The organism is Dickeya aquatica (assembly GCF_900095885.1).
Lineage (GTDB): Bacteria > Pseudomonadota > Gammaproteobacteria > Enterobacterales > Enterobacteriaceae > Dickeya > Dickeya aquatica.
Genome location: NZ_LT615367.1, coordinates 1,743,122 through 1,762,546, shown reverse-complemented (window position 1 = coordinate 1,762,546; position 19,425 = coordinate 1,743,122). Strand labels below are relative to the sequence as shown.

The 19,425-nt window shown below is 54.2% G+C and carries 29 protein-coding genes; 28 read left to right on the top strand and 1 reads right to left on the bottom strand.

Annotation, left to right across the window (positions count from 1 at the left end; genetic code table 11):
- Window positions 1–177 precede the first annotated feature (177 nt).
- The 3 genes from glnH (at window position 178) to glnQ (ending at window position 2,388) form a co-directional block, all read left to right on the top strand.
- Window positions 178–924 (top strand): glutamine ABC transporter substrate-binding protein GlnH, encoded by a 747-nt coding sequence (gene glnH, locus DAQ1742_RS07820; RefSeq protein ID WP_035342661.1) that lies wholly within the window; start codon window positions 178–180, stop codon window positions 922–924.
- Between the two features lie 85 nt (window positions 925–1,009).
- Window positions 1,010–1,669: a glutamine ABC transporter permease GlnP gene (gene glnP, locus DAQ1742_RS07815; protein WP_067487239.1), complete on the top strand. Its 660-nt coding sequence runs from the start codon at window positions 1,010–1,012 to the stop codon at window positions 1,667–1,669.
- Window positions 1,666–2,388: a glutamine ABC transporter ATP-binding protein GlnQ gene (gene glnQ, locus DAQ1742_RS07810; protein WP_035342664.1), complete on the top strand. Its 723-nt coding sequence runs from the start codon at window positions 1,666–1,668 to the stop codon at window positions 2,386–2,388. Before glnP ends, glnQ begins: the two co-directional genes overlap by 4 nt.
- Window positions 2,389–2,915: 527 nt before the next feature.
- Here the strand turns inward: glnQ and DAQ1742_RS07805 are convergent.
- The gene (locus DAQ1742_RS07805) at window positions 2,916–3,689 is read right to left on the bottom strand and encodes an XRE family transcriptional regulator (protein WP_050570961.1); all 774 of its coding nucleotides are present in this window, start codon (window positions 3,687–3,689) and stop codon (window positions 2,916–2,918) included.
- Between the two features lie 137 nt (window positions 3,690–3,826).
- Between DAQ1742_RS07805 and DAQ1742_RS07800 the strand changes: the two genes are divergently transcribed.
- From DAQ1742_RS07800 to DAQ1742_RS07680, 25 genes are all read left to right on the top strand, one after another.
- Window positions 3,827–4,093: a helix-turn-helix domain-containing protein gene (locus tag DAQ1742_RS07800; protein ID WP_026595082.1), complete on the top strand. Its 267-nt coding sequence runs from the start codon at window positions 3,827–3,829 to the stop codon at window positions 4,091–4,093.
- Window positions 4,094–4,116: 23 nt separating this feature from the next.
- Window positions 4,117–6,150 carry a Mu transposase C-terminal domain-containing protein gene (locus DAQ1742_RS07795; protein ID WP_067487251.1) on the top strand — a complete coding sequence of 678 codons (2,034 nt, stop codon included), beginning with the start codon at window positions 4,117–4,119 and terminating at the stop codon, window positions 6,148–6,150.
- A gap of 15 nt (window positions 6,151–6,165) precedes the next feature.
- Window positions 6,166–7,059, top strand: a complete 894-nt coding sequence (locus tag DAQ1742_RS07790) for an AAA family ATPase (RefSeq protein ID WP_024108007.1) — start codon at window positions 6,166–6,168, stop codon at window positions 7,057–7,059.
- A gap of 13 nt (window positions 7,060–7,072) precedes the next feature.
- On the top strand, window positions 7,073–7,306 hold the full coding sequence (locus tag DAQ1742_RS07785; protein WP_038906858.1) for a hypothetical protein: 234 nt from the start codon (window positions 7,073–7,075) through the stop codon (window positions 7,304–7,306).
- Window positions 7,307–7,312: 6 nt separating this feature from the next.
- Window positions 7,313–7,510 carry a hypothetical protein gene (locus DAQ1742_RS07780; protein ID WP_024110372.1) on the top strand — a complete coding sequence of 66 codons (198 nt, stop codon included), beginning with the start codon at window positions 7,313–7,315 and terminating at the stop codon, window positions 7,508–7,510.
- Window positions 7,500–8,132 (top strand): DUF3164 family protein, encoded by a 633-nt coding sequence (locus tag DAQ1742_RS07775; protein WP_038914134.1) that lies wholly within the window; start codon window positions 7,500–7,502, stop codon window positions 8,130–8,132. The genes DAQ1742_RS07780 and DAQ1742_RS07775 overlap by 11 nt, the downstream gene beginning before the upstream one ends.
- A 1-nt stretch (window position 8,133) precedes the next feature.
- Complete coding sequence (locus tag DAQ1742_RS07770; RefSeq protein ID WP_038906860.1) at window positions 8,134–8,325, top strand: hypothetical protein; 192 nt, start codon at window positions 8,134–8,136, stop codon at window positions 8,323–8,325.
- Window positions 8,326–8,407: 82 nt separating this feature from the next.
- Window positions 8,408–9,115, top strand: coding sequence for a DUF2786 domain-containing protein (locus DAQ1742_RS07765; protein ID WP_067487254.1), 708 nt, complete (start codon window positions 8,408–8,410; stop codon window positions 9,113–9,115).
- A complete protein-coding gene (locus tag DAQ1742_RS07760) occupies window positions 9,115–9,330 on the top strand; it encodes a hypothetical protein (RefSeq protein ID WP_067487257.1) in 216 nt (71 codons plus the stop codon). Before DAQ1742_RS07765 ends, DAQ1742_RS07760 begins: the two co-directional genes overlap by 1 nt.
- Complete coding sequence (locus tag DAQ1742_RS07755) at window positions 9,327–9,797, top strand: hypothetical protein (RefSeq protein WP_067487260.1); 471 nt, start codon at window positions 9,327–9,329, stop codon at window positions 9,795–9,797. The genes DAQ1742_RS07760 and DAQ1742_RS07755 overlap by 4 nt, the downstream gene beginning before the upstream one ends.
- A gap of 201 nt (window positions 9,798–9,998) precedes the next feature.
- Window positions 9,999–10,184 (top strand): hypothetical protein, encoded by a 186-nt coding sequence (locus DAQ1742_RS07750; protein WP_145916210.1) that lies wholly within the window; start codon window positions 9,999–10,001, stop codon window positions 10,182–10,184.
- Window positions 10,171–10,602 (top strand): gp16 family protein, encoded by a 432-nt coding sequence (locus tag DAQ1742_RS07745; RefSeq protein ID WP_232046611.1) that lies wholly within the window; start codon window positions 10,171–10,173, stop codon window positions 10,600–10,602. Before DAQ1742_RS07750 ends, DAQ1742_RS07745 begins: the two co-directional genes overlap by 14 nt.
- A 2-nt stretch (window positions 10,603–10,604) precedes the next feature.
- Entirely contained in the window at window positions 10,605–11,039 is a 435-nt protein-coding gene (locus DAQ1742_RS07740; RefSeq protein WP_067487265.1) for a Mor transcription activator family protein, read from the top strand.
- Between the two features lie 9 nt (window positions 11,040–11,048).
- A complete protein-coding gene (locus DAQ1742_RS07735; protein ID WP_180706278.1) occupies window positions 11,049–11,576 on the top strand; it encodes a hypothetical protein in 528 nt (175 codons plus the stop codon).
- 98 nt (window positions 11,577–11,674) lie between these two features.
- Window positions 11,675–12,304 carry a glycoside hydrolase family 19 protein gene (locus DAQ1742_RS07730; protein ID WP_067486448.1) on the top strand — a complete coding sequence of 210 codons (630 nt, stop codon included), beginning with the start codon at window positions 11,675–11,677 and terminating at the stop codon, window positions 12,302–12,304.
- Window positions 12,301–12,555 (top strand): DUF2644 domain-containing protein, encoded by a 255-nt coding sequence (locus DAQ1742_RS07725; RefSeq protein WP_067486416.1) that lies wholly within the window; start codon window positions 12,301–12,303, stop codon window positions 12,553–12,555. Before DAQ1742_RS07730 ends, DAQ1742_RS07725 begins: the two co-directional genes overlap by 4 nt.
- Window positions 12,552–13,181 (top strand): hypothetical protein, encoded by a 630-nt coding sequence (locus DAQ1742_RS07720; RefSeq protein ID WP_067486419.1) that lies wholly within the window; start codon window positions 12,552–12,554, stop codon window positions 13,179–13,181. Before DAQ1742_RS07725 ends, DAQ1742_RS07720 begins: the two co-directional genes overlap by 4 nt.
- Window positions 13,178–13,420: a hypothetical protein gene (locus tag DAQ1742_RS07715; protein ID WP_024107989.1), complete on the top strand. Its 243-nt coding sequence runs from the start codon at window positions 13,178–13,180 to the stop codon at window positions 13,418–13,420. Before DAQ1742_RS07720 ends, DAQ1742_RS07715 begins: the two co-directional genes overlap by 4 nt.
- A complete protein-coding gene (locus tag DAQ1742_RS07710; protein WP_024110358.1) occupies window positions 13,417–13,707 on the top strand; it encodes a hypothetical protein in 291 nt (96 codons plus the stop codon). Before DAQ1742_RS07715 ends, DAQ1742_RS07710 begins: the two co-directional genes overlap by 4 nt.
- Complete coding sequence (locus DAQ1742_RS07705; RefSeq protein ID WP_067486422.1) at window positions 13,707–14,207, top strand: DUF1804 family protein; 501 nt, start codon at window positions 13,707–13,709, stop codon at window positions 14,205–14,207. Before DAQ1742_RS07710 ends, DAQ1742_RS07705 begins: the two co-directional genes overlap by 1 nt.
- Window positions 14,200–14,403, top strand: coding sequence for a hypothetical protein (locus DAQ1742_RS07700; protein ID WP_067486425.1), 204 nt, complete (start codon window positions 14,200–14,202; stop codon window positions 14,401–14,403). The genes DAQ1742_RS07705 and DAQ1742_RS07700 overlap by 8 nt, the downstream gene beginning before the upstream one ends.
- Complete coding sequence (locus DAQ1742_RS07695; protein ID WP_067486428.1) at window positions 14,404–14,589, top strand: hypothetical protein; 186 nt, start codon at window positions 14,404–14,406, stop codon at window positions 14,587–14,589.
- Window positions 14,590–14,830: 241 nt separating this feature from the next.
- Entirely contained in the window at window positions 14,831–16,528 is a 1,698-nt protein-coding gene (terL, locus tag DAQ1742_RS07690; protein WP_083960936.1) for a phage terminase large subunit, read from the top strand.
- A complete protein-coding gene (locus DAQ1742_RS07685) occupies window positions 16,529–18,106 on the top strand; it encodes a DUF935 domain-containing protein (protein WP_067486431.1) in 1,578 nt (525 codons plus the stop codon). It begins immediately after the preceding gene.
- On the top strand, window positions 18,093–19,424 hold the full coding sequence (locus DAQ1742_RS07680) for a phage head morphogenesis protein (RefSeq protein WP_067486433.1): 1,332 nt from the start codon (window positions 18,093–18,095) through the stop codon (window positions 19,422–19,424). The genes DAQ1742_RS07685 and DAQ1742_RS07680 overlap by 14 nt, the downstream gene beginning before the upstream one ends.
- The last annotated feature ends 1 nt before the right edge of the window (window position 19,425 follow it).

The window sequence follows — 19,425 nt, the reverse complement described above, 5'->3', positions numbered from 1 at the left end:
AACGACTCCCCCTGTTTCCCCCACCGCGCTGGCATGGCGGGCAACCATACGCTATGCCGGAAATCCGCCCTGTGACCACACACCGGGCAGACACAGCGTATCCGCTGATACGCAGGCAATAAAACGGTGGGCAACGCGCAGCGGCCCCTAACCACCAACAAGAGGAAGGACGTTTTGATGAAATCACTGTTTAAAGCTTCACTGGCCGCACTGGCGCTGGCCTTTAGCCTGTCGGGTCAGGCGGCGGAAAAATCGCTGATTGTGGCGACAGATACGGCTTTCGTGCCGTTTGAATTTAAACAAGGCGACAAGTACGTCGGGTTTGATATCGACCTGTGGGACGCTATCGCCAAAGAACTGAATCTGACGTATACGCTAAAACCGATGGATTTCAGCGGTATCATCCCGGCATTGCAGACTCGCAATATCGATCTGGCGCTGGCAGGGATCACCATCACTGAAGAGCGTAAGCGCGCAATCGATTTCTCTGACGGTTACTATAACAGCGGCCTGCTGGTGATGGTGCGGGCAGATAATCAGGACATCACCGGTGAGCAGAGCCTGGCGGGCAAAGTGGTGGCAGTGAAAAGCGGCACCGGCTCGGTAGACTACGCCAAAGCCAACATCAAAACCAAAGAACTGCGCCAGTTCCCGAATATCGACAACGCCTATCTGGAGCTGGGCACTGGCCGGGCGGATGCGGTACTGCACGATACGCCGAACATCCTGTACTTCATCAAAACAGCCGGTAACGGCAAGTTCAAAGCCGTCGGTGACTCCATCAAGGCTCAGCAGTACGGTGTTGCGTTCCCGAAAGGGAATGACGAGTTGCGTAACAAGGTGAATGGCGCACTGAAAACCCTGCGTGACAACGGCACCTACGCCACGATTTACAAAAAATGGTTTGGTAGCGAACCGAAATAATAGACTAGACCGTTATGATGGCGTCGCCGGGTAAGCCGGGCGACGCCACGTTATTTGTGGCGTTATTGTTTGCTGGAGAATGTTCATGCAGTTTGACTGGAGTGCCATCTGGCCGTCCGTTCCGCTATTGCTGGAAGGGGCAAAAATGACCCTGCTGATTTCAGTGCTGGGGTTGCTCGGTGGTTTGGTAATTGGTGTTTTAGCCGGGTTCGCGCGTGTTTACGGCGGTGGGCTGTCGAATCGGGTTGCGCTGGTATTCATTGAGATCATTCGCGGCACGCCCATCGTCGTGCAAGTGATGTTTATCTATTTTGCGCTACCGATGTTGCTGACCTCGGTACGCATCGATCCGTTTAGCGCCGCCGTGGTCACTATCATGATCAACTCCGGTGCCTATATTGCCGAGATAACGCGCGGCTCGGTGCTCTCCATCCACAAAGGCTTTACCGAGGCCGGGCTGGCGCTGGGGCTGTCGCGCCGCGCGACGCTGCGCCATGTGATTGCGCCATTGGCACTGCGCCGGATGCTGCCCCCCCTTGGCAACCAATGGATTATCAGCATCAAAGACACATCGCTGTTTATCGTCATTGGTGTGGCCGAGCTGACACGTCAGGGGCAGGAAATCATCGCCGGTAATTTCCGGGCGCTGGAAATCTGGAGTGCGGTAGCCGTTATCTATCTGGTGATAACGCTGGTACTGAGTGCCGTTTTACGCTGGCTGGAAAGAAGACTGAAGATTATATGATTGAATTTAAAAACGTATCTAAACACTACGGCCAAACGCAGGTACTGCACGATATCAACCTGCAAATTCAGCAAGGCGAAGTGGTGGTCATCATCGGGCCATCGGGTTCGGGTAAATCCACCTTGCTGCGTTGCATCAATAAACTCGAAGAGATTACCAGCGGCGAGCTGGTGGTGGATGGCCTGAAAGTCAATGATCCGAAGGTTGATGAGCGTCTGATTCGGCAGGAAGCGGGCATGGTGTTTCAGCAGTTTTACCTGTTCCCCCACCTGACCGCGCTGGAAAACGTGGCTTTCGGCCCGATTCGGGTGCGTGGGGCCAGCAAAGCCGATGCCGAAAAACTGGCGCGTGAGCTGTTGGGAAAAGTGGGGCTGGCAGAGCGCGCGCATCACTACCCGTCTGAGCTCTCCGGCGGGCAGCAGCAGCGTGTTGCCATTGCCCGTGCGCTGGCCGTCAAACCCAAACTGATGCTGTTTGACGAGCCCACCTCCGCGCTTGACCCGGAGTTACGCCACGAAGTGCTCACGGTCATGAAAGACCTGGCCGAAGAAGGCATGACGATGGTTATCGTGACGCACGAAGTCGGTTTTGCGCAGAAAGTGGCCTCACGGCTGATTTTTATTGATAAGGGCCGCATCGCCGAAGATGGCCACCCGGATGCCCTTATCAGCAACCCGCCGAGTGAACGCCTGCGCGAATTTTTGCAGCACGTCTCCTGATTCACCGGTTGCCGGCCACGCTGATTAGCCGTGGCCATCATCAACGTCTGCCTGCCAGGGCAGGCGTTTTTTTATCGGCCAGCCTGACCTCATGCCCACTGTACCTGCCAGTCATCTCGAATACCCGCAACAACGGGTTGGCATTTTTTATAACTTGCTATACGCTGCCGGAATAGTAGGTACGATTTTTTTAATCATCATTTAAATCAGTTAGTTATAAAAACCGCCAGGATATCACCCAATGAACACTCTCGTGACCAGAGTCTGTTTGGATAACAACGGCTCGTCCTGTTACAAAAACGCGCCCGGCCATCGCCCTTCCCGCCACCGTGTGGGGGAGTGATCATTTATGCATAGATTACTAGGAGAGTCTGGAATAGCGGGACGCCTTGAGTGGCGGGGCTTTGCGGGAAATCGTGGGCTTTTGCATAGCCCGGAGAAAAATGGAAAAAACTGGTTATTTCTGCGTTATATTTTGCACAGCTTTGATCGTCGAGTGATCCTGTTTAAGCATCCTTTAAACGCTTTTAAATCGTCCTGCCAAACCACACCACCTTACCGATGATGGCCAAATCATCTGGGAACTCTGCCATATTGATGGTAAACGGCGTAAACAGCGGGTCAGTGCTTGATACCGACAGGATGTTACCGGGCAGACGCTGAACCAGCTTAACCAGCAGGTGGCCATCCATGCGTAGCACGTAAATCCCTTCTTTCGGGTCTGTATCCCCACCATTGACTAGAATCACGTCGCCGTCGTTAAGCAGCCCGGATAGCGATGTACCATCTACACGAATCACGAACAGTTTGTGGTAATCGACGTTCAGATAATTTTCAATCCAGTAACGGCGAAACGCCATTGTGAAACTTGGCTCTTCCTCTTCATTCAATGCGCCGAATCCCGCCGCTGCCCTCACGTTATACCGTGGGATAAACACAAACTCATCTATGTCTACGAGGTTTCCCAGGGAATCCGTAACTTCCGTGTTGCTGACATGCTCTGTTGATTGCCCTGCAATAACATCGGTTTCACCTGTTGATAACCACTGCACGCTTACCCCTCCTGCTTTTGCTAGCGAGATCAGCACCGGCAATGTCGGGAACCCTCCATCCATGAGGCGGTTTAAACCAGATGGTGATATTCCTGCTGCTACAGCGAACGAATTGGCGCTTTTGAATTTCCTCAGTAGCTCCCTCAAACGCTCATGAAAACCTTCGCATCCGAGTTGATTTTTTTGACTCGGATGCTTTGCGTCATTCGCATTCAATCCATCCGAATTCGAGTTATCTTCATGTTTCATAAAATAAAACCCGCCTTACTGTATCTTTAGAGTTGGATGATTAACTTGGATGCTTAAAAATATATTCGCATCCGAGTTGATGATTTTCTTTTTTGCGTATAGTCTTTGTTCATGATTTGAGTAAATGAGCAAAGAAAATGGACAAAAAAAATAGCTTCCCAGTATCGCAAGACTGGCACCGCGCCGACATCGTTGCAGCTCTGCATAAACGAGGTTGGTCGCTGCGGTCGCTATCCAAGTATCACGGATACAAAACACCCACCGCTTTGAATAATGCCTTGGATCGTAAGTGGCCAAAGGGACAAAAGATCATCGCCGCTGCCATTGGCGTAGAGCCACAGGATATTTGGCCCAGCCGTTACGCGGACGATTGTAACCGCACTTTTGTTCATGTACACAGCTGATTCGAGTGAGTGGGAGCATTCTTATGAACCTAAAAACTCACTATAGCGCTGAGGAATTGGCTCAAATGCAGTTGCCTGGATTGCCCAACACATCTCGAAACATTCGCGAAAAAGCTAAACGCGAAGGGTGGGTGGTGCAAAAGCGCAAAGGAATGGGTGGCGGTGTCGAGTACGCTCTGGAATCACTGCCTACTGACGCGATGAATCAGATCCGCGAACGCTACTACAACACCCTGCTGCAACAGCAGCCGGTCAACGCCCCGGCAAAGGCATCAACCACCGCGTCAACCAGTCAGATGCTTGAGCTGGTGCGCCAGTGCCCTGCCATGCTTGAACAGAAAACCGCTGCACTGACGCAGAAACAGCGCGACATCGCCGACGCCAGAATGGTGCTGGTTGTTGAAGTGCTGCGCCTGCAAGACACGGGCCTGTCACGCATTAAGGCCATTCAGTTTATTTGTGACCGGTCACGTTCTTGTGACCTGCCGGAGCACTTGCAGCGCTATGTCACCACCGCAAACGCCCGTAAAGGTCAGCGTGTCGGCGTCAGCGTCCGGGCGCTGAATCAGTGGGTGATTGACTATCTGCGCGCCAAAGACGCATCCGAGCGACTTGTCTTGCTGGCTCCCGGTCATCTTAAGGCCAAGAAGCCGGAGCAATTAGCCTGGTTGCCGATGTTTATGGCGCACTACCGCAACCCGAACGGCCCCTCTGTTGCCGAGGCGTATCAGGATTTTTGCGCAGACTGGCACCGGCAGTATGCCGATCAGCCTGCGATGCGTGATGCCTGCCCGTCTATCTATGCGGTTCATCGCGCACTGAACAAGATGCCGAAAATCGTGCGCCAGCGCGGCCGGGTGACCGGGTCTGCCATGACTGCATTGCAAACCTACGTCAAACGCGACTGGTCTGTGATGCCCGTCAATGGCGTATGGATCGGGGATGGTCACAGCATGAAGATGAAAGTACAGCATCCTGACCACGGCAGACCTTTTACACCTGAATTAACCCTGGTAATCGATGGTCGGACGCGCTATGTGGTCGGCTGGAGTCTGGCATTAGCTGAAAATACGCTGGCCGTTGCCGACGCCCTGCGCCACGGCATCGAGCGCCACGGCGTACCGCTGCTGTACTACTCCGATAACGGGGCCGGTGAAACAGCCAAATTACTGGACGCAGACATTACAGGTATCCTGCCGCGCCTTGGGATTGAACACCCGACAGGTATTCCCGGCAACCCACAGGCGCGCGGAATTATCGAACGTCTTAACAAGGAAATTCCGGCCCGCATTGCCCGCAAGTTCGCAACCTACAACGGTAAAGCGGCAGACAAAGAAACTGTGCGCATTACCAGTCGGGGAGTCGATTCAGCCATCAACGCGCTGAATCAGGGCAAAGAACTGAATCCGGTACAAAAATCGGCCATCGCCAAATTGCCGAGCTGGAACCAGTTGATTGACGCCATTGAAGACGAAATCGACGCCTATAACACCCGGCACCGGCACAGCGAGCTACCGCGCCGCGCCGACGGCCAACACTACACCGCTGCCGAGTATCGCGCCCTGCTGCTGGAAACGGCAGAGATTGACCGGCTGTCCGAAGCTGAATTGCGCGAAATGTTCCGCCCGCAAGTCAGGCGCACCGCGCAGCGTGGGTGGCTGTCTGTCTTCAACAACCAATATTTCGCCGAGGAACTGATCCGGGTGGATGGTGAGGCGGTGCTGGTTGCATTCGATATTCACGACGCCAGCAGCGTCACCGTTCGTCAGTTGGACGGTACGTTCATCTGCACTGCCATCGTCAATGGCAACACACGCGCCGCGTTCCCGGTTGATTACATAGAGAAAGTTCGCAAAGACCGCCACGCCCGCCGCATGGCGCTGGTTAACAAGAAGGCCGATGAGATCAACGCTGAACTCAACCCGGCGTTGCCCGGCCAGTCCTTTGATTTGAGCGGTTTTATCCCTGCGGAACAACCCGAAGAAGAGCCGATTTTCTTCCTCCAGGCTGACCGCGATGCCTATTTCAGAAAAAAACACGCTGGCAACCACCAGTAACTAATGAGGTGAGTCATGAACTTATGTAATGAATTAGCTGACCTGATTGCCCGCAAAGGCTGGTCGCAAACCCAGGTTGCGCGGGCCATCGGTAAGTCACCGGCCGTCGTCAGCCAGTACCTGCAAAACAAATATACCGGTGACGTGAGCGGTATTGATGAACTGGTCGGCAATCTGATTGTGCGCGAGCGCGAAAAAGAGAAAGGTCAGCGCATTACGCCGCGTTATGTCGAGACAGTCACGTCTGCGCGTGGGATGGAAGTGATCCGCATGGCGCATCTGGATGGCGAAATTAATGTCGTATACGGCGATGCAGGCCTTGGCAAAACCATGATGCTGCGCGAATACGGGGCGCGCTACAGCGATGCAATTCTGATTGAAGCTGACCCCGGCTACACCGCCCGCGTGGTGCTTGAAGAACTTTGCACCCGGCTGGGGTTGAGCAAAAGCGGCAATATGCATGACCTGAGTGACGCCTGCATCGCCGCACTGCACGGCTCCGGCCGTCTGATTCTTGTCGATGAAGCAGAGAACCTGCCTTACCGGGCACTGGAAACCCTGCGCCGCATCCATGACAAAAGCGGTGTCGGCATTGTGCTCGCAGGAATGCCACGGCTGATCATCAACCTGAAAGGCAAACGTGGCGAGTATAAGCAGCTTTATTCCCGCGTCGGTCTGGCGCTGTTCCTGGGTGACGTGCTGCCCGAAGAAGACATCAGCACTATCGCCGTCAGTATGCTGCCGGATGCCGAAAGCCCGGACGTTGGCACCGCGTTGTATTCCGCGTGCCGGGGTAATGCGCGCCGGTTATTCAAGCTGGTGCGCGGCGTCAGCCGTCACAGCGCATTGAGCGGTAATGCCGTCAGTGCCAGCGCGGTGCGCAAATTTGCCGAAATGCTGATTAATTAACGAGGTATTTGCTATGTGCAATTTGCCAATTAATAACCCCGAGCTAATGAAACCCATCAATCGACTGCTGCGGGCCGGAATTAATGTCGTGGATTATCACGATAAATTCCGTCGCCCGATTATTGAAGTCGATCGCCCGTTCGCGGCGTGGGAACCGAAAGCAGTTGAAATCACGGAAACAAAAAACGGTGTACAGCGCATCGTGAAAATGACCATCTGGCGCGGCGCGCACATTATCTGGAGATAAACCGATATGGCTAAAGTGGTAATTAGCATCACCCAGGAAGTGAAAGGGTTTGCTGTTGAATGCAAGGTCGAGCCTGAAAAGGGCGACAGCAATATGGCTCAGGTCATCGCCGTTGCTGTTGGTGCCGGTCTTGCGGGTCACGTTAACGAGAAAGTCCGTAACGCAATTGAAAAAGTCAAAAAGGAGAAAAAGCATGTCCACTAAACAATTCACCGAAAAAACAGCTGCGCCCGGCTACTGGGTTGACGCTAAAGGGGTGTTGACGCCGGAACATCTGATTAAGCCGATCGACGTGGCTCGTGATGAACTGGTTGCGGAGCTTGTTGGCCGCGCGCTGGCAGTGAATGCTGCCCTGGCCGAATTTAAGATGACCGGGTTTGCGGATATCGCCGCGTTTGTGGCTCTTTCTGGCGGCGAGTACGGCGTTAATCTCGGCGGTAAGAAAGGCAACGTTACGCTGTACAGCTATGACGGGCGCTACAAGATTCAGCGCGCAATGCAAGACCGCATTGCGTTTGACGAACGCTTGCAGGCGGCTAAGGCGTTGATTGATGAGTGCCTTTCGGATTGGGTGGAAGGCGCACGCCCGGAGATCCACGCCATTATCAACCGCGCATTTCAGACCGAGAAAGAAGGTGAAGTTAATACCGGTGCAGTACTGGCCCTGCGGCGTTTAGAGATTTCGGATGAACGCTGGCAGCGGGCGATGGACGCTATTGGCGAGGCTGTGCAGGTCGTTGGTAGTCGTTCTTACATCCGCGTCTATGAACGAATTGGCGACTCTGACCAGTACCGGCCAATTCCACTTGATATTGCCGGGGTGTGATATGGGTGCAGATGAGTTCAATAAAAAATATGCCGTGGGGCATTCCTTTATGTATTGCCCCAACCCGATATTGCGCGGCGGGAAGATAGTAAAAACGGCTGATATTGCGCGTGATTTTAATTGCGGTGCGATTGTTGAAATTAATCTGGAGCCGTATTTCGTCAAAATCGATACGTTGAAATCAGCGCAGTAATTTAAACCGAAATTAAAACATCTTTAAAAATGGCGTAAACCCGCCGGGGCTGGCTTACGCCTAAATCTGGAGTTTGCTGATTATGAATAATGAAAAGTATCTCAATAAAATTAAAAAACTGCTGAATCTGGCAAAGCGCACCACCAATGCCAATGAAGCGGCTAATGCCATGAGCCAGGCGCAGGCACTAATGCGTCAGCATGGCCTCAACGAGACTGACGTCGAACTGTCGGCTGTGACCGAATTCAACAGCAAAACCGCGCCGTCACACGCGATACGTCCACCGATGTGGATGACCATGCTAACCGAGGTTGTCCGCCGTTCTTTTGGTGTATCCAGCTATTACCAGGATTGTGCCCTCAGCGGCAAGCTGCGCCGTACCGTCGTTTTTTATGGTCCGTCAGAACGTCCGCAGATCGCAGCTTATGCGTTTGATGTTCTGTCGCGGCAATTAACCGCCGCCCGCAATGAGTTCAACGCAAGCCAGCGCAAGAGCCTTAAGCGTGCCACTAAAATCACCCGCGCTGACAATTTCTGTGAGGGCTGGTGTCGGGGTGTTTACTGCGTCGTTAAGGACTTCGCGATGCCGCCAGCGGAAAAGGAACTGATTGATGCTTACACGGCGCGCCTGAAATCGAACGAAGGCATGGAGACAATCGAAAACCGCAAAGCGAAAAAGGCCAGAGGTGCTGATGATTCCATTATCGCTGGATTTGTTGCTGGCAAAGCGGCGCGCCTGAATCATGGTGTTGCCGGTGCCGAACCCGCGCGGATTGGGAGGGATAGCTAATGCCAATCGTCAGCAGTTGCCAATACTGGGACAACGGCGCATACCGCGTCTATTCGCTGAGTGATGGCTCTCGCATCAATGAGCGCCCGGCGCTGCCGGGTAAATCACGTTGGGAATATTTCGATGCACGCGGCTCCCGCATCTACAAGCCCACTATTCAGCGTGAAATGAAACGCGCCGTTGAGAAACATAAAAAACTCTGGAAGGTGTCATGATGAATAAAAATAACCTTTCACGCCCGCGCGCCAATCTGTTCCTGCTCGACGACTTTATTTGTCATAACCCGGATTTGGGCGATGAATGGCTGGGCCTGTTAGCCGATTGCCGCGATGAAATCACAGCGCTGCGTGCGCAGAGTGACAACGTCGATCAGCGGGCGCGCTGTGTTGTGGATACTCATTCGGTCGAATGCCGCCTGACGCGCTTTGAGTCATTCGGCAATACGGCTGGCATCGGCCTGACGCTCAGGCATAACAACGGAAGCACAATGCTTGAGCAACATGTCACGCTGTCAAAAGCCAGTGATGGCCGCTGGCAACCGACTATCGTGCTTGAGAATTTTCCAGGTGCTGAGACACCCGCCGGTGCGTTGTTCCAGTTGTCGGATTGGCTTTTACGCCTGGGGCTGGCATCGCAAATCACGCTTGACGTGGAATCGCGGCTGGAGGCGCTGACAGAATGAGAGATCTATTTATTGATGCGTTTTTGCTGGGTATGACCGTCGGGTTCGTCGCCGGTCTGTTGGTTGCGGACTGGATGTATCGCTATGACATCCAGTTGTTAATGACACTCTAACGATGATGGTCTGGATATGATTAGTAATGTCAGGTTGGAGATAATTGGTTTTGGGTCAGTGCCTGCCAGTGCTGACGAGTCGCGAGAAATGGCGCGTTATATATTAGAACTGCAAAAGCAAGAGCCGGTTGCCTGGATTGTCGGAGAGGCGACGCTGTATAACTCCGACACGGTAGAAGCATATGCCCGGCGCTCCGGTTTGCCCGTTACGCCGCTCTACACTACCCCGCCAGTGGTGACAAATAACGCTGGGGGTGCTGATGATGCCAGCTAAACCACAGACGAACCGGGCGCTTATCGGCGCAGTAAAGGCGGGTCAGGCATACTTAAAATGGGATGATGAAACATACCGCGCTGTACTGGCGCGGTTAACCGGTAAATCATCTGCTACGCAATGCAGTGCGCAGGAACTTGAGGCCGTTAAAGCGTACATGCACACGCAAGGCTACCCGCGCCGCGCAAAAAGTCACGGCCGCAAGCCCAGCGTGCCAGCAAGCAAAAAGGCCGTTCTCAGCAAGATTGAAGCGCTGCTAACCGACGCGGGTCGGCCGTGGGCTTATGCGGAGACTATGGCGCAGCACATGTTTAATGTACGATATGTTGACTGGCTGGATATCCGGCAATTAACGAAGCTCATGCAGGCGTTGATCATCGACGCCAAACGCCGTAAACCCAAACCCAACGGGGACTAATCATGGAACTGGAGCGCGTGGCCGGGCTGCTGCCCGATGTTGTCCTGCAAATTGCAGACTTGATTGGATTTCCGGCTACCGCTCGGCTGATTGAACGGTTCGGTGGAACGACATTCCCGATTGGTAAAGGCGTTCATGCGCTGGGTGCCGCCCGCGCTGAACTGTTGCGCGAAACAATTGGCGCTGAAAACGCGACGCTGTTGTCGAGGGCCTTCGGTGGCGATATTGTTTACCTGCCGCGCTGCGCCGCCGCCCTTCGCGAGCTGCGTAATCAGCGTTTTATGCACGATTTGAACAAAATGACAGAGAGCGGGACATCAATAACGATGGCGATGTCCCGGCTTTGCCCTGACTATGGATTTTCAGACCGTCTGGCGTGGGAACTGGTGCGCGAGAGCAAGAACCCGGTAACACATCAGCAGCAAAGTCTTTTTTGAGGAAATTATATGAAATTTAAAACAATAGCTTTGGTGATTGCATTATCTGCTACGTCATTCGGAGTGGCGGCGGTCGATGGGTATAAAGGTGTGAAGTTTGGGTCTGATTTAAAGACTGTTATTGCAGCGAAGTGGTGTAACCTGAAGAAATACGAAGAGAAAAAAATCAACGGCGTTGAATCTTACTACTGTCAGGATTTCAAATTTTCAGGCTCTAATTCATTGACTATGGTGCTATTTCTTAATGGAAAATTCGAGCGTTTAGCAATTACTCTGAATGATGGCATCAACCCTGTCGTTGCGGCCCTCGAAAGGAAATATGGTCAGCCATCATCGTCATCAACGCCAGATGAAGCAAAGGCAGCGCTGGCAAATGGAGGAACTATCTATATCAGATATGATAATGACACTATTTTTGTTGCTGGGCATCGAGATGCGTCGACGGGTAAAGATTTCAGTCAATTAATTTATACATCTCCGAACTTTGATCAGGCGATGGCAGCACAGCAGGCAAAAAACCTGGGAAATGATCTGTAGCCCATAAACCACTGAACCCCATCCAGTTATAAAAATCCTTCATCAATCAGACACTGACACCACTTTTTACACACAACAAAGCTGGTGTCATGTCTTTAATCACAGTAGAGCAGTTCCAGCGCGCCGCCGGTGTTAAGGCCGAGATTGCCGGGAAATGGCATCAGCACATCGTCGCCGCGCTACAGCACTTCGATATCACTACCCCGCGCCGCATTGCCGCATTCATCGCTCAGACGGGCCACGAATCCGGTGGTTTCACTCGCATTGTCGAGTCGTTCAACTATTCCATTGCCGGTCTTGCCATTTTTTCTCAGCTAACCGCCGGACAGCGTGAAGCGCTGGGCCGCCATGCCGATGAGCGCAGCCTGCCCGCAGAGCGTCAGCGAGCCATCGCTAATCTTGCCTACGGCAACCGCATGGGTAACAAAGCCCCGGATGACGGCTGGAAATTCCGCGGCCGTGGCCTTATCCAACTCACCGGCCTTGATAATTATCTGGCCTGTGGCCGCGCCCTCGGCATTGACCTGATCACCTCCCCGGAACTGCTGGAATCCCCGCAATACGCTGCGCTGTCTGCGGGTTGGTTCTGGTCTGAAAACAAGCTGAATTCGCTGGCTGATATCGGCGACATCGTGAAAATCACCCGCCGTATTAATGCAGGTATGGCCGGGCTGGCTGAGCGTCAGGCGCTGTATAAACAGGCGCTCCGCGCACTGGGGGCCGCATGAAACTCAGCGACCTTGTCACTAATCCGAAATCCGGCCGTCTTTCCACGTCCGACACCATCGTTTTCATCGCGTTCCTGGCGACGACCGGTGTGCTGCTGTTCTGCACGTACACAGGCAATCTCACCGAGTGGCTGTTTATGGCGTATCTCGCCGCCTGGGTAACGCAGTCGCAAGCCTCTAAATATCACGCCATCAAACGTGACCAGACCCAGACCACGCAAACCGGAACAGACAAAGGAGGCCAACAGTGAATACCGCCATTCTCCAGTTCTTGCGCGTTGCCTGGCTACCGCTGGTGTTTATCGTCGCTGCCGCCGGTGTTGCCTACAACGTCGGGGAGACGTCAGGACGCAACGCGGGCGTAGCATCGCAGCGCGATGAAAACCAGCAACTGACCCTAAAAAACGAGCAACTGGCGGCACAAGTGCTGGCCGCCGAACAGGAAAAACGTCAGGCCGCAGAGCTTCAGGTCGCTGCACTGCAACAGGCGCAGGCAGACGCGACGGCGCAGCGCGTCCGTGCGGATGAACTGGCAGTTGAGCTGCTGGACGTGAAAACGGAACTGACGAAAACGACGCAAAAACTGAAAGAGGGGATCGACCGTGCAGTTAAAAATGATTCTAACGCTTTTACCGGCATTGGCCCTGACAGCCTGCGGCTCTACCGCGCCAGTCTTGGCTACGCCGACGACACAGTCGGTATGTCCGACGCCCCCGGCCGAGCTGCTGTACATCCCACCGATGCCGCCCGCCCCGGACGCGGACTCTCCCCCGCAGGGCTTTTGAACCACGCGGCCGACTATGGGGCATGGTGCCTGACCTTGCGCGGGCAACTGGAAAAACTAAACGCCTATTACAAAGGGGGCAAGGACAAATGACCCCGGAATGGGTTTTGGGTGTAGCGATGACGCTGATATCAGCACTATTTGGGCTGGTCGTTCGCGGACTGAGCGATGCGCTGAAATCGCTCCGGGCTGATGTTGAACGCATCAAAACGGACTATCAGCGCCGTGACGACGCCCGGCGCGATCACGAGTCTGTAATGGATACGTTGCGCGATTTGAAGAGCACTATCGATCGGATTGATAACAAACTGGACAGGAAGGCAGATAAATGAAGGCACGACAAAAGCGCCGCGTGCGTCGCGTAGCAACAGTAACGGCTGCTGATTCGGCGGCTCTGAGCAATATCTCGAAACGGCTGGATGCGTTGCAAATCCCGGCCCCGGCTATTGACGGGCTGGCAGATATCTCTGCGCAACTGACCCGGATTGAGCATCGCATGGACACTATCGAATCCGCTGCTGTTCGGCGCGGTGCAATTGCCGGTGGTGTGGCGGGTGGTGTTGCAGGTGGCCTGATTACAACGGCAATTTTGCTAATCAAAGCGAGACTGGGACTCTGATGGCGCACCCGCAGGAAGTCAAAGACAAGCTGCGCCGGGCTTATATTTTCGGCCAGATGTCGCTTGAAATCGCAGCGGCACAGTCTGGCGTCGCGTTCGGCACAGCACGGCGCTGGAAAAAAGACGCGCAAGACGCTGGCGACGACTGGGACAAGCTGCGGGCGGCACATGTCATGGCGGGCGGTGGTCTGGAGGATATCGGCCGTGCGGTATTAACCGGGCTGGTAACGCAGTACCAGACCACGCTGGAAATGCTTAACGGCGCGGCAGATATCCCGCCGCAGGCTCGTGTTGAGCTGCTGGCAAGCCTTGCTGATGCGTTTAACAAAGCGACGTCGGCAAGTAAAAAGATTCTGCCTGAAACAAGCGAGCTGTCTGTTGCGCTTGAGGTTATCCAGTTGCTGTCGACCTTTATCCGGGAAAAACATTCAAAACACCTGGAGGCGTTCGTCAGCATTCTTAATGGGTTCGGTGAAGAAATAGGGAAACGTTATGGCTGACAAAATCATTAGCATCAACCAGCAAAATTCTGTCATGGCCAGCAGCATCACCCGTATCGAAGTGGGTGCTTATGATGATGTGTTTGTTTGGGCTGACGGCGAGAAACTTGTGCTAGATCGTGGCTACAACGAGCGGCCCTATGCTGCGAAACAACGCATCACTGACGAGATTAACGCGGCGTTAAGCGGGGATTAAATGATGATTAAAGAAAATAGATCTTCTGTGAATTTGTCTACTGCTGATGAGCAAAAGGACGGCAGTTGTACGGTTTGGTCTGATGAGATGAAAGTAGTTCTTCATCATCTGGTTGATCAGGGGGATGCCGAGGGTCTGATTGATACCCTCGGTAATAGTCAAAATGCATTAGAGACGAACACCTAATGCTTTGGCTAGACGATGAATCAGACTAGGTGTGTTTTCGTAGTCTGTTACGCCAACAACGGTGCCGCAAGATGAACACTGAATGAACATCATCTTAAACCGGGCGTTGCGAATTTCTTTCTCAACCATTTCAAACTGGTGCTCCTCGCATTTAGGGCATCGAGATACGGCCATTAAGACTCCTTAAAATTTATCGGTGGCTTCGGAAAGATATCAAATAAACCTCATTTTATGTAGGTGAATGGTGGCACGTAAATCCAATAAGCTCACAGCCAAAGATTTTGCCAAAGAGCTGGAAGAACTGGCGGCAACGCTGCGCCGGACGATTGAAGCCGAATGCGTCGGCTTTGATCCGTCTGCGGCAGCAATAGCAGAACGGCGCGCCCGCGTTCTCGACCCCGTTGGCGGCTACGTCTATTTTGTTGAGCACTATTTTCCGCACTACGTTCGACATGCAGACAAGAGCGAACTGCATAAGTACCTGTTCGCTCGTCTGCCGGAGATTGTCGCCAGCACAACCAGCGAGAATGACGCCATCGCTGCGCCGCGTGGCGAGGCGAAATCAACGCTGGTCAGTCAACTATTTAACATCTGGTGCATTGTCTGTGCGATCAAGCATTACCTGGTTATCGTCATGGACTCGATTGACCAGGCGTATCCGATGCTTGAGGCCATAAAAGCCGAGCTGGCTTACAACCCACGGATTGCGATGGATTTCCCCGAAGTGGCGGGCGGCGGGCGCGTCTGGCAGGCCGGAACCATTGTCACGCGCAACGATATCAAAGTGCAGGTCGCGGGCAGCGGTAAAAAACTGCGTGGCCTGCGCCACGGCCCGTACCGCCCCGATTTGGTGGTACTGGATGATATCGAGAACGACGAACAGGTGCGCAGCCCTGAGCAGCGCGACAAGCTGGATAACTGGCTTAAAAAGACCATCCTGCCGCTTGGCGGGGCGGGCGCGAAGTTCGATGTCATCTACATCGGCACCATCCTGCACTACGATTCCGTACTGTCCCGGACGCTGAAAAATCCACTGTGGAAGACGGCGCGATTCAAGGCGATCATCCAGTGGCCGGTCAATATGTCGTTGTGGGATGAATGGGAAGAAATCCTGCGCAATAACGACGATAAGGGCCAGTGGCTGGCGAACGCGTTCTATCAGCAGCATAAGGCCGAAATGGACGAAGGCGCGGTGGTGTCATGGTCGGCCCGGCCTATTCTGGCCCTGATGCTGATCCGCGCCCGCGACGGCCACTCAACATTTGATTCTGAGTACCAGAACGACCCGGTGAGCGGAGAGGATGCACCCTTTGCCAACTGCATTACGTTCTGGGTCAATCGTCTTAATGAGTGGGTCTTCCTCGGCGCATGTGACCCGAGCCTTGGGCGTGCTGGTGGTAAGCGTGACCCGTCCGCCCTGCTTGTGGGTGGGTTTAACCGCCATACCGGCATCCTGGATGTCGTCGAAGCGGCAATCCGTAAGCGCGTTCCCGACAAAATTATCTCGGACATCATCGAATTGCAGCGCATCTACCGCTGTTTGTGCTGGTCTGTTGAAGCTGTGCAGTTCCAGGAATTCTTACGCACGGAACTTGTAAAGCGCAGTGCGGCTACAGGTATCCCGGTTCCCGCGCGTGGCGTGACGCCCAGCAGCGACAAAATTCTGCGCATCGAGTCCTTGCAGCCGCACATAGCGAATGGGCTGATACGCCTGCACCCCAGCCAGTCAACGTTGATTGACCAGTTACGGCACTTCCCGGTGGCTGACCACGACGATGGCCCGGACGCCCTGCACATGCTCTGGGCGCTGGCCGTGTCCGGGTTCGCTGCATTTTCGTTTACTCCCGTCCCTCGCAATAACCCGGATTTTGATGACCGGGACACCGGTTTTCACCGCGCTGGTGCTGCTGGGCATGGTTTTGGTTCAGGAGGTTGGTAAGTGGCAATAGTTGATCAATTCGGTCGCCCGTTTAACAAAGAAGTGCTGGACGGCCCGCAGACCACGAGAACGGCACAGATACAGCGGCACTGGCCGGAGCATCCATCGCGTGGGCTGGATATTCGCCGCCTGCCGCGCATCCTTGAAGCGGCCGAGCGTGGTGATATCGCCGCCCAGGCTGACCTGTTCGAAGACATGATCGAGAAAGACGGACATATCTTCAGCGAGATGGCAAAGCGCAAAAACGCGCTGTTGGGTCTGGACTGGAGTATTGAGCCGCCGGTGAATGCCAGCGAGGCAGAAAAGAGCCAGGCGGCGATGGTGACGGAGTGGATGCTCGGCATCCCGGACATTCATGATTTGATCTTAAATGCGGCGGACGCCATCGGCCACGGATTCTCCGCGCAGGAGATAGAAAAGTGGGATAACGAAGGCGATGTGTGGTTGCCCATTAAGACCGTGCTGCGCCCACACCGCTGGTTTTGCACTAATCCCGAAATTGACGATACCGTGCGGCTGGCTGACGGCACAATGAACGGCGCGGAACTGTGGCCGTTCGGATGGCTTGTCCATGCGCATAACGCCAAGTCTGGCTATATCGCGCAGGCGGGCCTGTATCGGGTTTTGGTCTGGCCGTACCTGTTTAAAAACTTCTCGCTACGCGATTTTGCCGAGTTCCTGGAGATTTACGGACTGCCGCCCAGAATCGGCACGTACATGGCAAGTGCGACTGAGGAGGAGAAAAACAGGCTGCTGCACGCTCTTGTGACTCTCGGTCACGATGCGGCCGGTATCATCCCCGAAGGGACAAACATCAGGTTCGAATCGGCGGCGGACGGGCAGGCAGCGACGTTTATGTCGATGATCGAATGGTGCGAACGCACCGCCTCGAAAGTGATACTGGGCGGTACACTGACAAGCCAGGCTGACGGCAAAACATCAACCAATGCACTCGGCAACGTTCATAACGAAGTGCGGCACGATATCCTGGTGGCCGATGCCCGGCAGTTAGAGGGCTTCTTTAGCAATGTTATATCGATGTTGTTGTCAATTAATGGCTATGCAGTCTCTCGTCGACGTCAGCCCCGCTTTGTGTTTGATACCCGCGACATTGCAGATATCAGCACGTTCTCTGCGGGCATTAAAACGCTGGTCGATGCCGGGTTGAAAAGCATTCCTGTGTCGTGGGTGCATCAGAAAATGGGTATCCCCGTCCCGAAAGATGACGAGCCGGTACTAACGCCTGCCCCAGCAGTGACACCAGCCGCTGCGCTATCGTCTCGCCCGTCGCCGTACCGGTCATTCGCCGCACTTAGCACAACTGCCGTGGATGATATCAGCGACCCGGCACAGATAGCGCTCGATAACGCCCGCTCTACGCCGGAAGCGATTACCGCCGCGATGCATGCGCTGATAGCGCCGCTGGTTGCAGCGTTGCAAAACGGGCAAACCCCGGATGACGCGCTCGACATTATCGCGGCGAGCTATCCAGCGCTTGATGATGCACAGTTGCAACAACTGTTAGCTCAGGCGCTGTTTGTGGCGGACGTGTGGGGACACCTGAATGCCGACAAATAGCGTCGATCTGGCGTATGCCATCGGCCTGAAACCCGAAGAGGCGATCCGTTATTTCGAATCCAAGGGCTACACCATCGGTTTCAACTGGCACGATGTCGAAGCGCGCACTCACGCTACTGCGTTCACTGTCGCAGGTATCCTGAAACAAGATGTGCTGGAAGACATCCGGGGCGGGTTAAATCATGCGCTGGCAAATGGGGAAACGCTGGAGCAGTTCCGGCGTCGCTTAACGCCCGTTCTCGAGCAAAGGGGCTGGTTTGGGCGTGGACTTAAGGCTGATGAAGACGGCGTGCTGGAAGGCAAGAAGCTGACGCCGCGACGCCTCAAGACCATTTTTGAAACCAATATGCAAGCCGCCTATAACGCCGGGCGCTATGAAGAGCAGATGGCAAACGTCGCGTTTCGGCCTTATTTTCAGCGCTTCGCTGTCATTGATACGCATACGCGCCCAAAACATGCGGCGCTTAATGGCTACACGGCGCGGGCCGATGACCCTGTCTGGCGGTTTATGTATCCACCGGACGGCTATCATTGCCGTTGCCGCATTCGCGCCCTGTCTCAGTCGGATGTTGATACACGCAACATCACTATTCAGCACAGTGAGATTATTGAAGTCGAGCAAGCATGGGGGCCGAACGATTCCAGAAAAGTCCCGGCCATTCGCTGGAATGGTGAGCTATACACCGCCGATGCGGGTTTCGGCCACAACCCCGGACAAGGTTATCTTGCGGCACTCGGACAGCGCTTGCTTGAGCGTTCAGCGACTGCTGAGCCGCGTCTGGCCGCGCTTGCGGTACAAGAGACACTGAGCAATAAACCGCTGTTAACGGCGGTTTCAAACGACGTTAGCGAGTTCGTGAGTAACACACTGCTTAACAAACAGTCTCGCGGCCAGTTGCGGCATGTCGGCGCGCTGCCGTCAGCCGTCATCGACAGGCTGGCAGAGAAAGGCGCGGCGGTTGAGTCAGCAGTTATTACGCTGACAGACGAGAACCTGTTGCACGCGGTTCGTGATAGCAAAGAGGCGCAGTTGCCTGCCGAGCTTTGGCGGCGTTTGCCGGAGTTTATGCAGTCACCGAAGGCGATCTTGTATAACACGCAGAAGACCGATGCGGCGTTGACCTATGTGCTGGAGCTGCCAGATGCCGCAGGAAAACTGGTGGTGTTTATTGATCGCGAACTCAAAGCCCGCCCGCCAGGCGGCGGAAAGAAAGAGCGGATAAAAACGAATCTGATACGAACAGGCAAAATGCTGGCGAATGATGAATCACTGAAGAATAAAGGGGTTAACGAGTTGCTGTGGGGAAGTCTGGATTAGC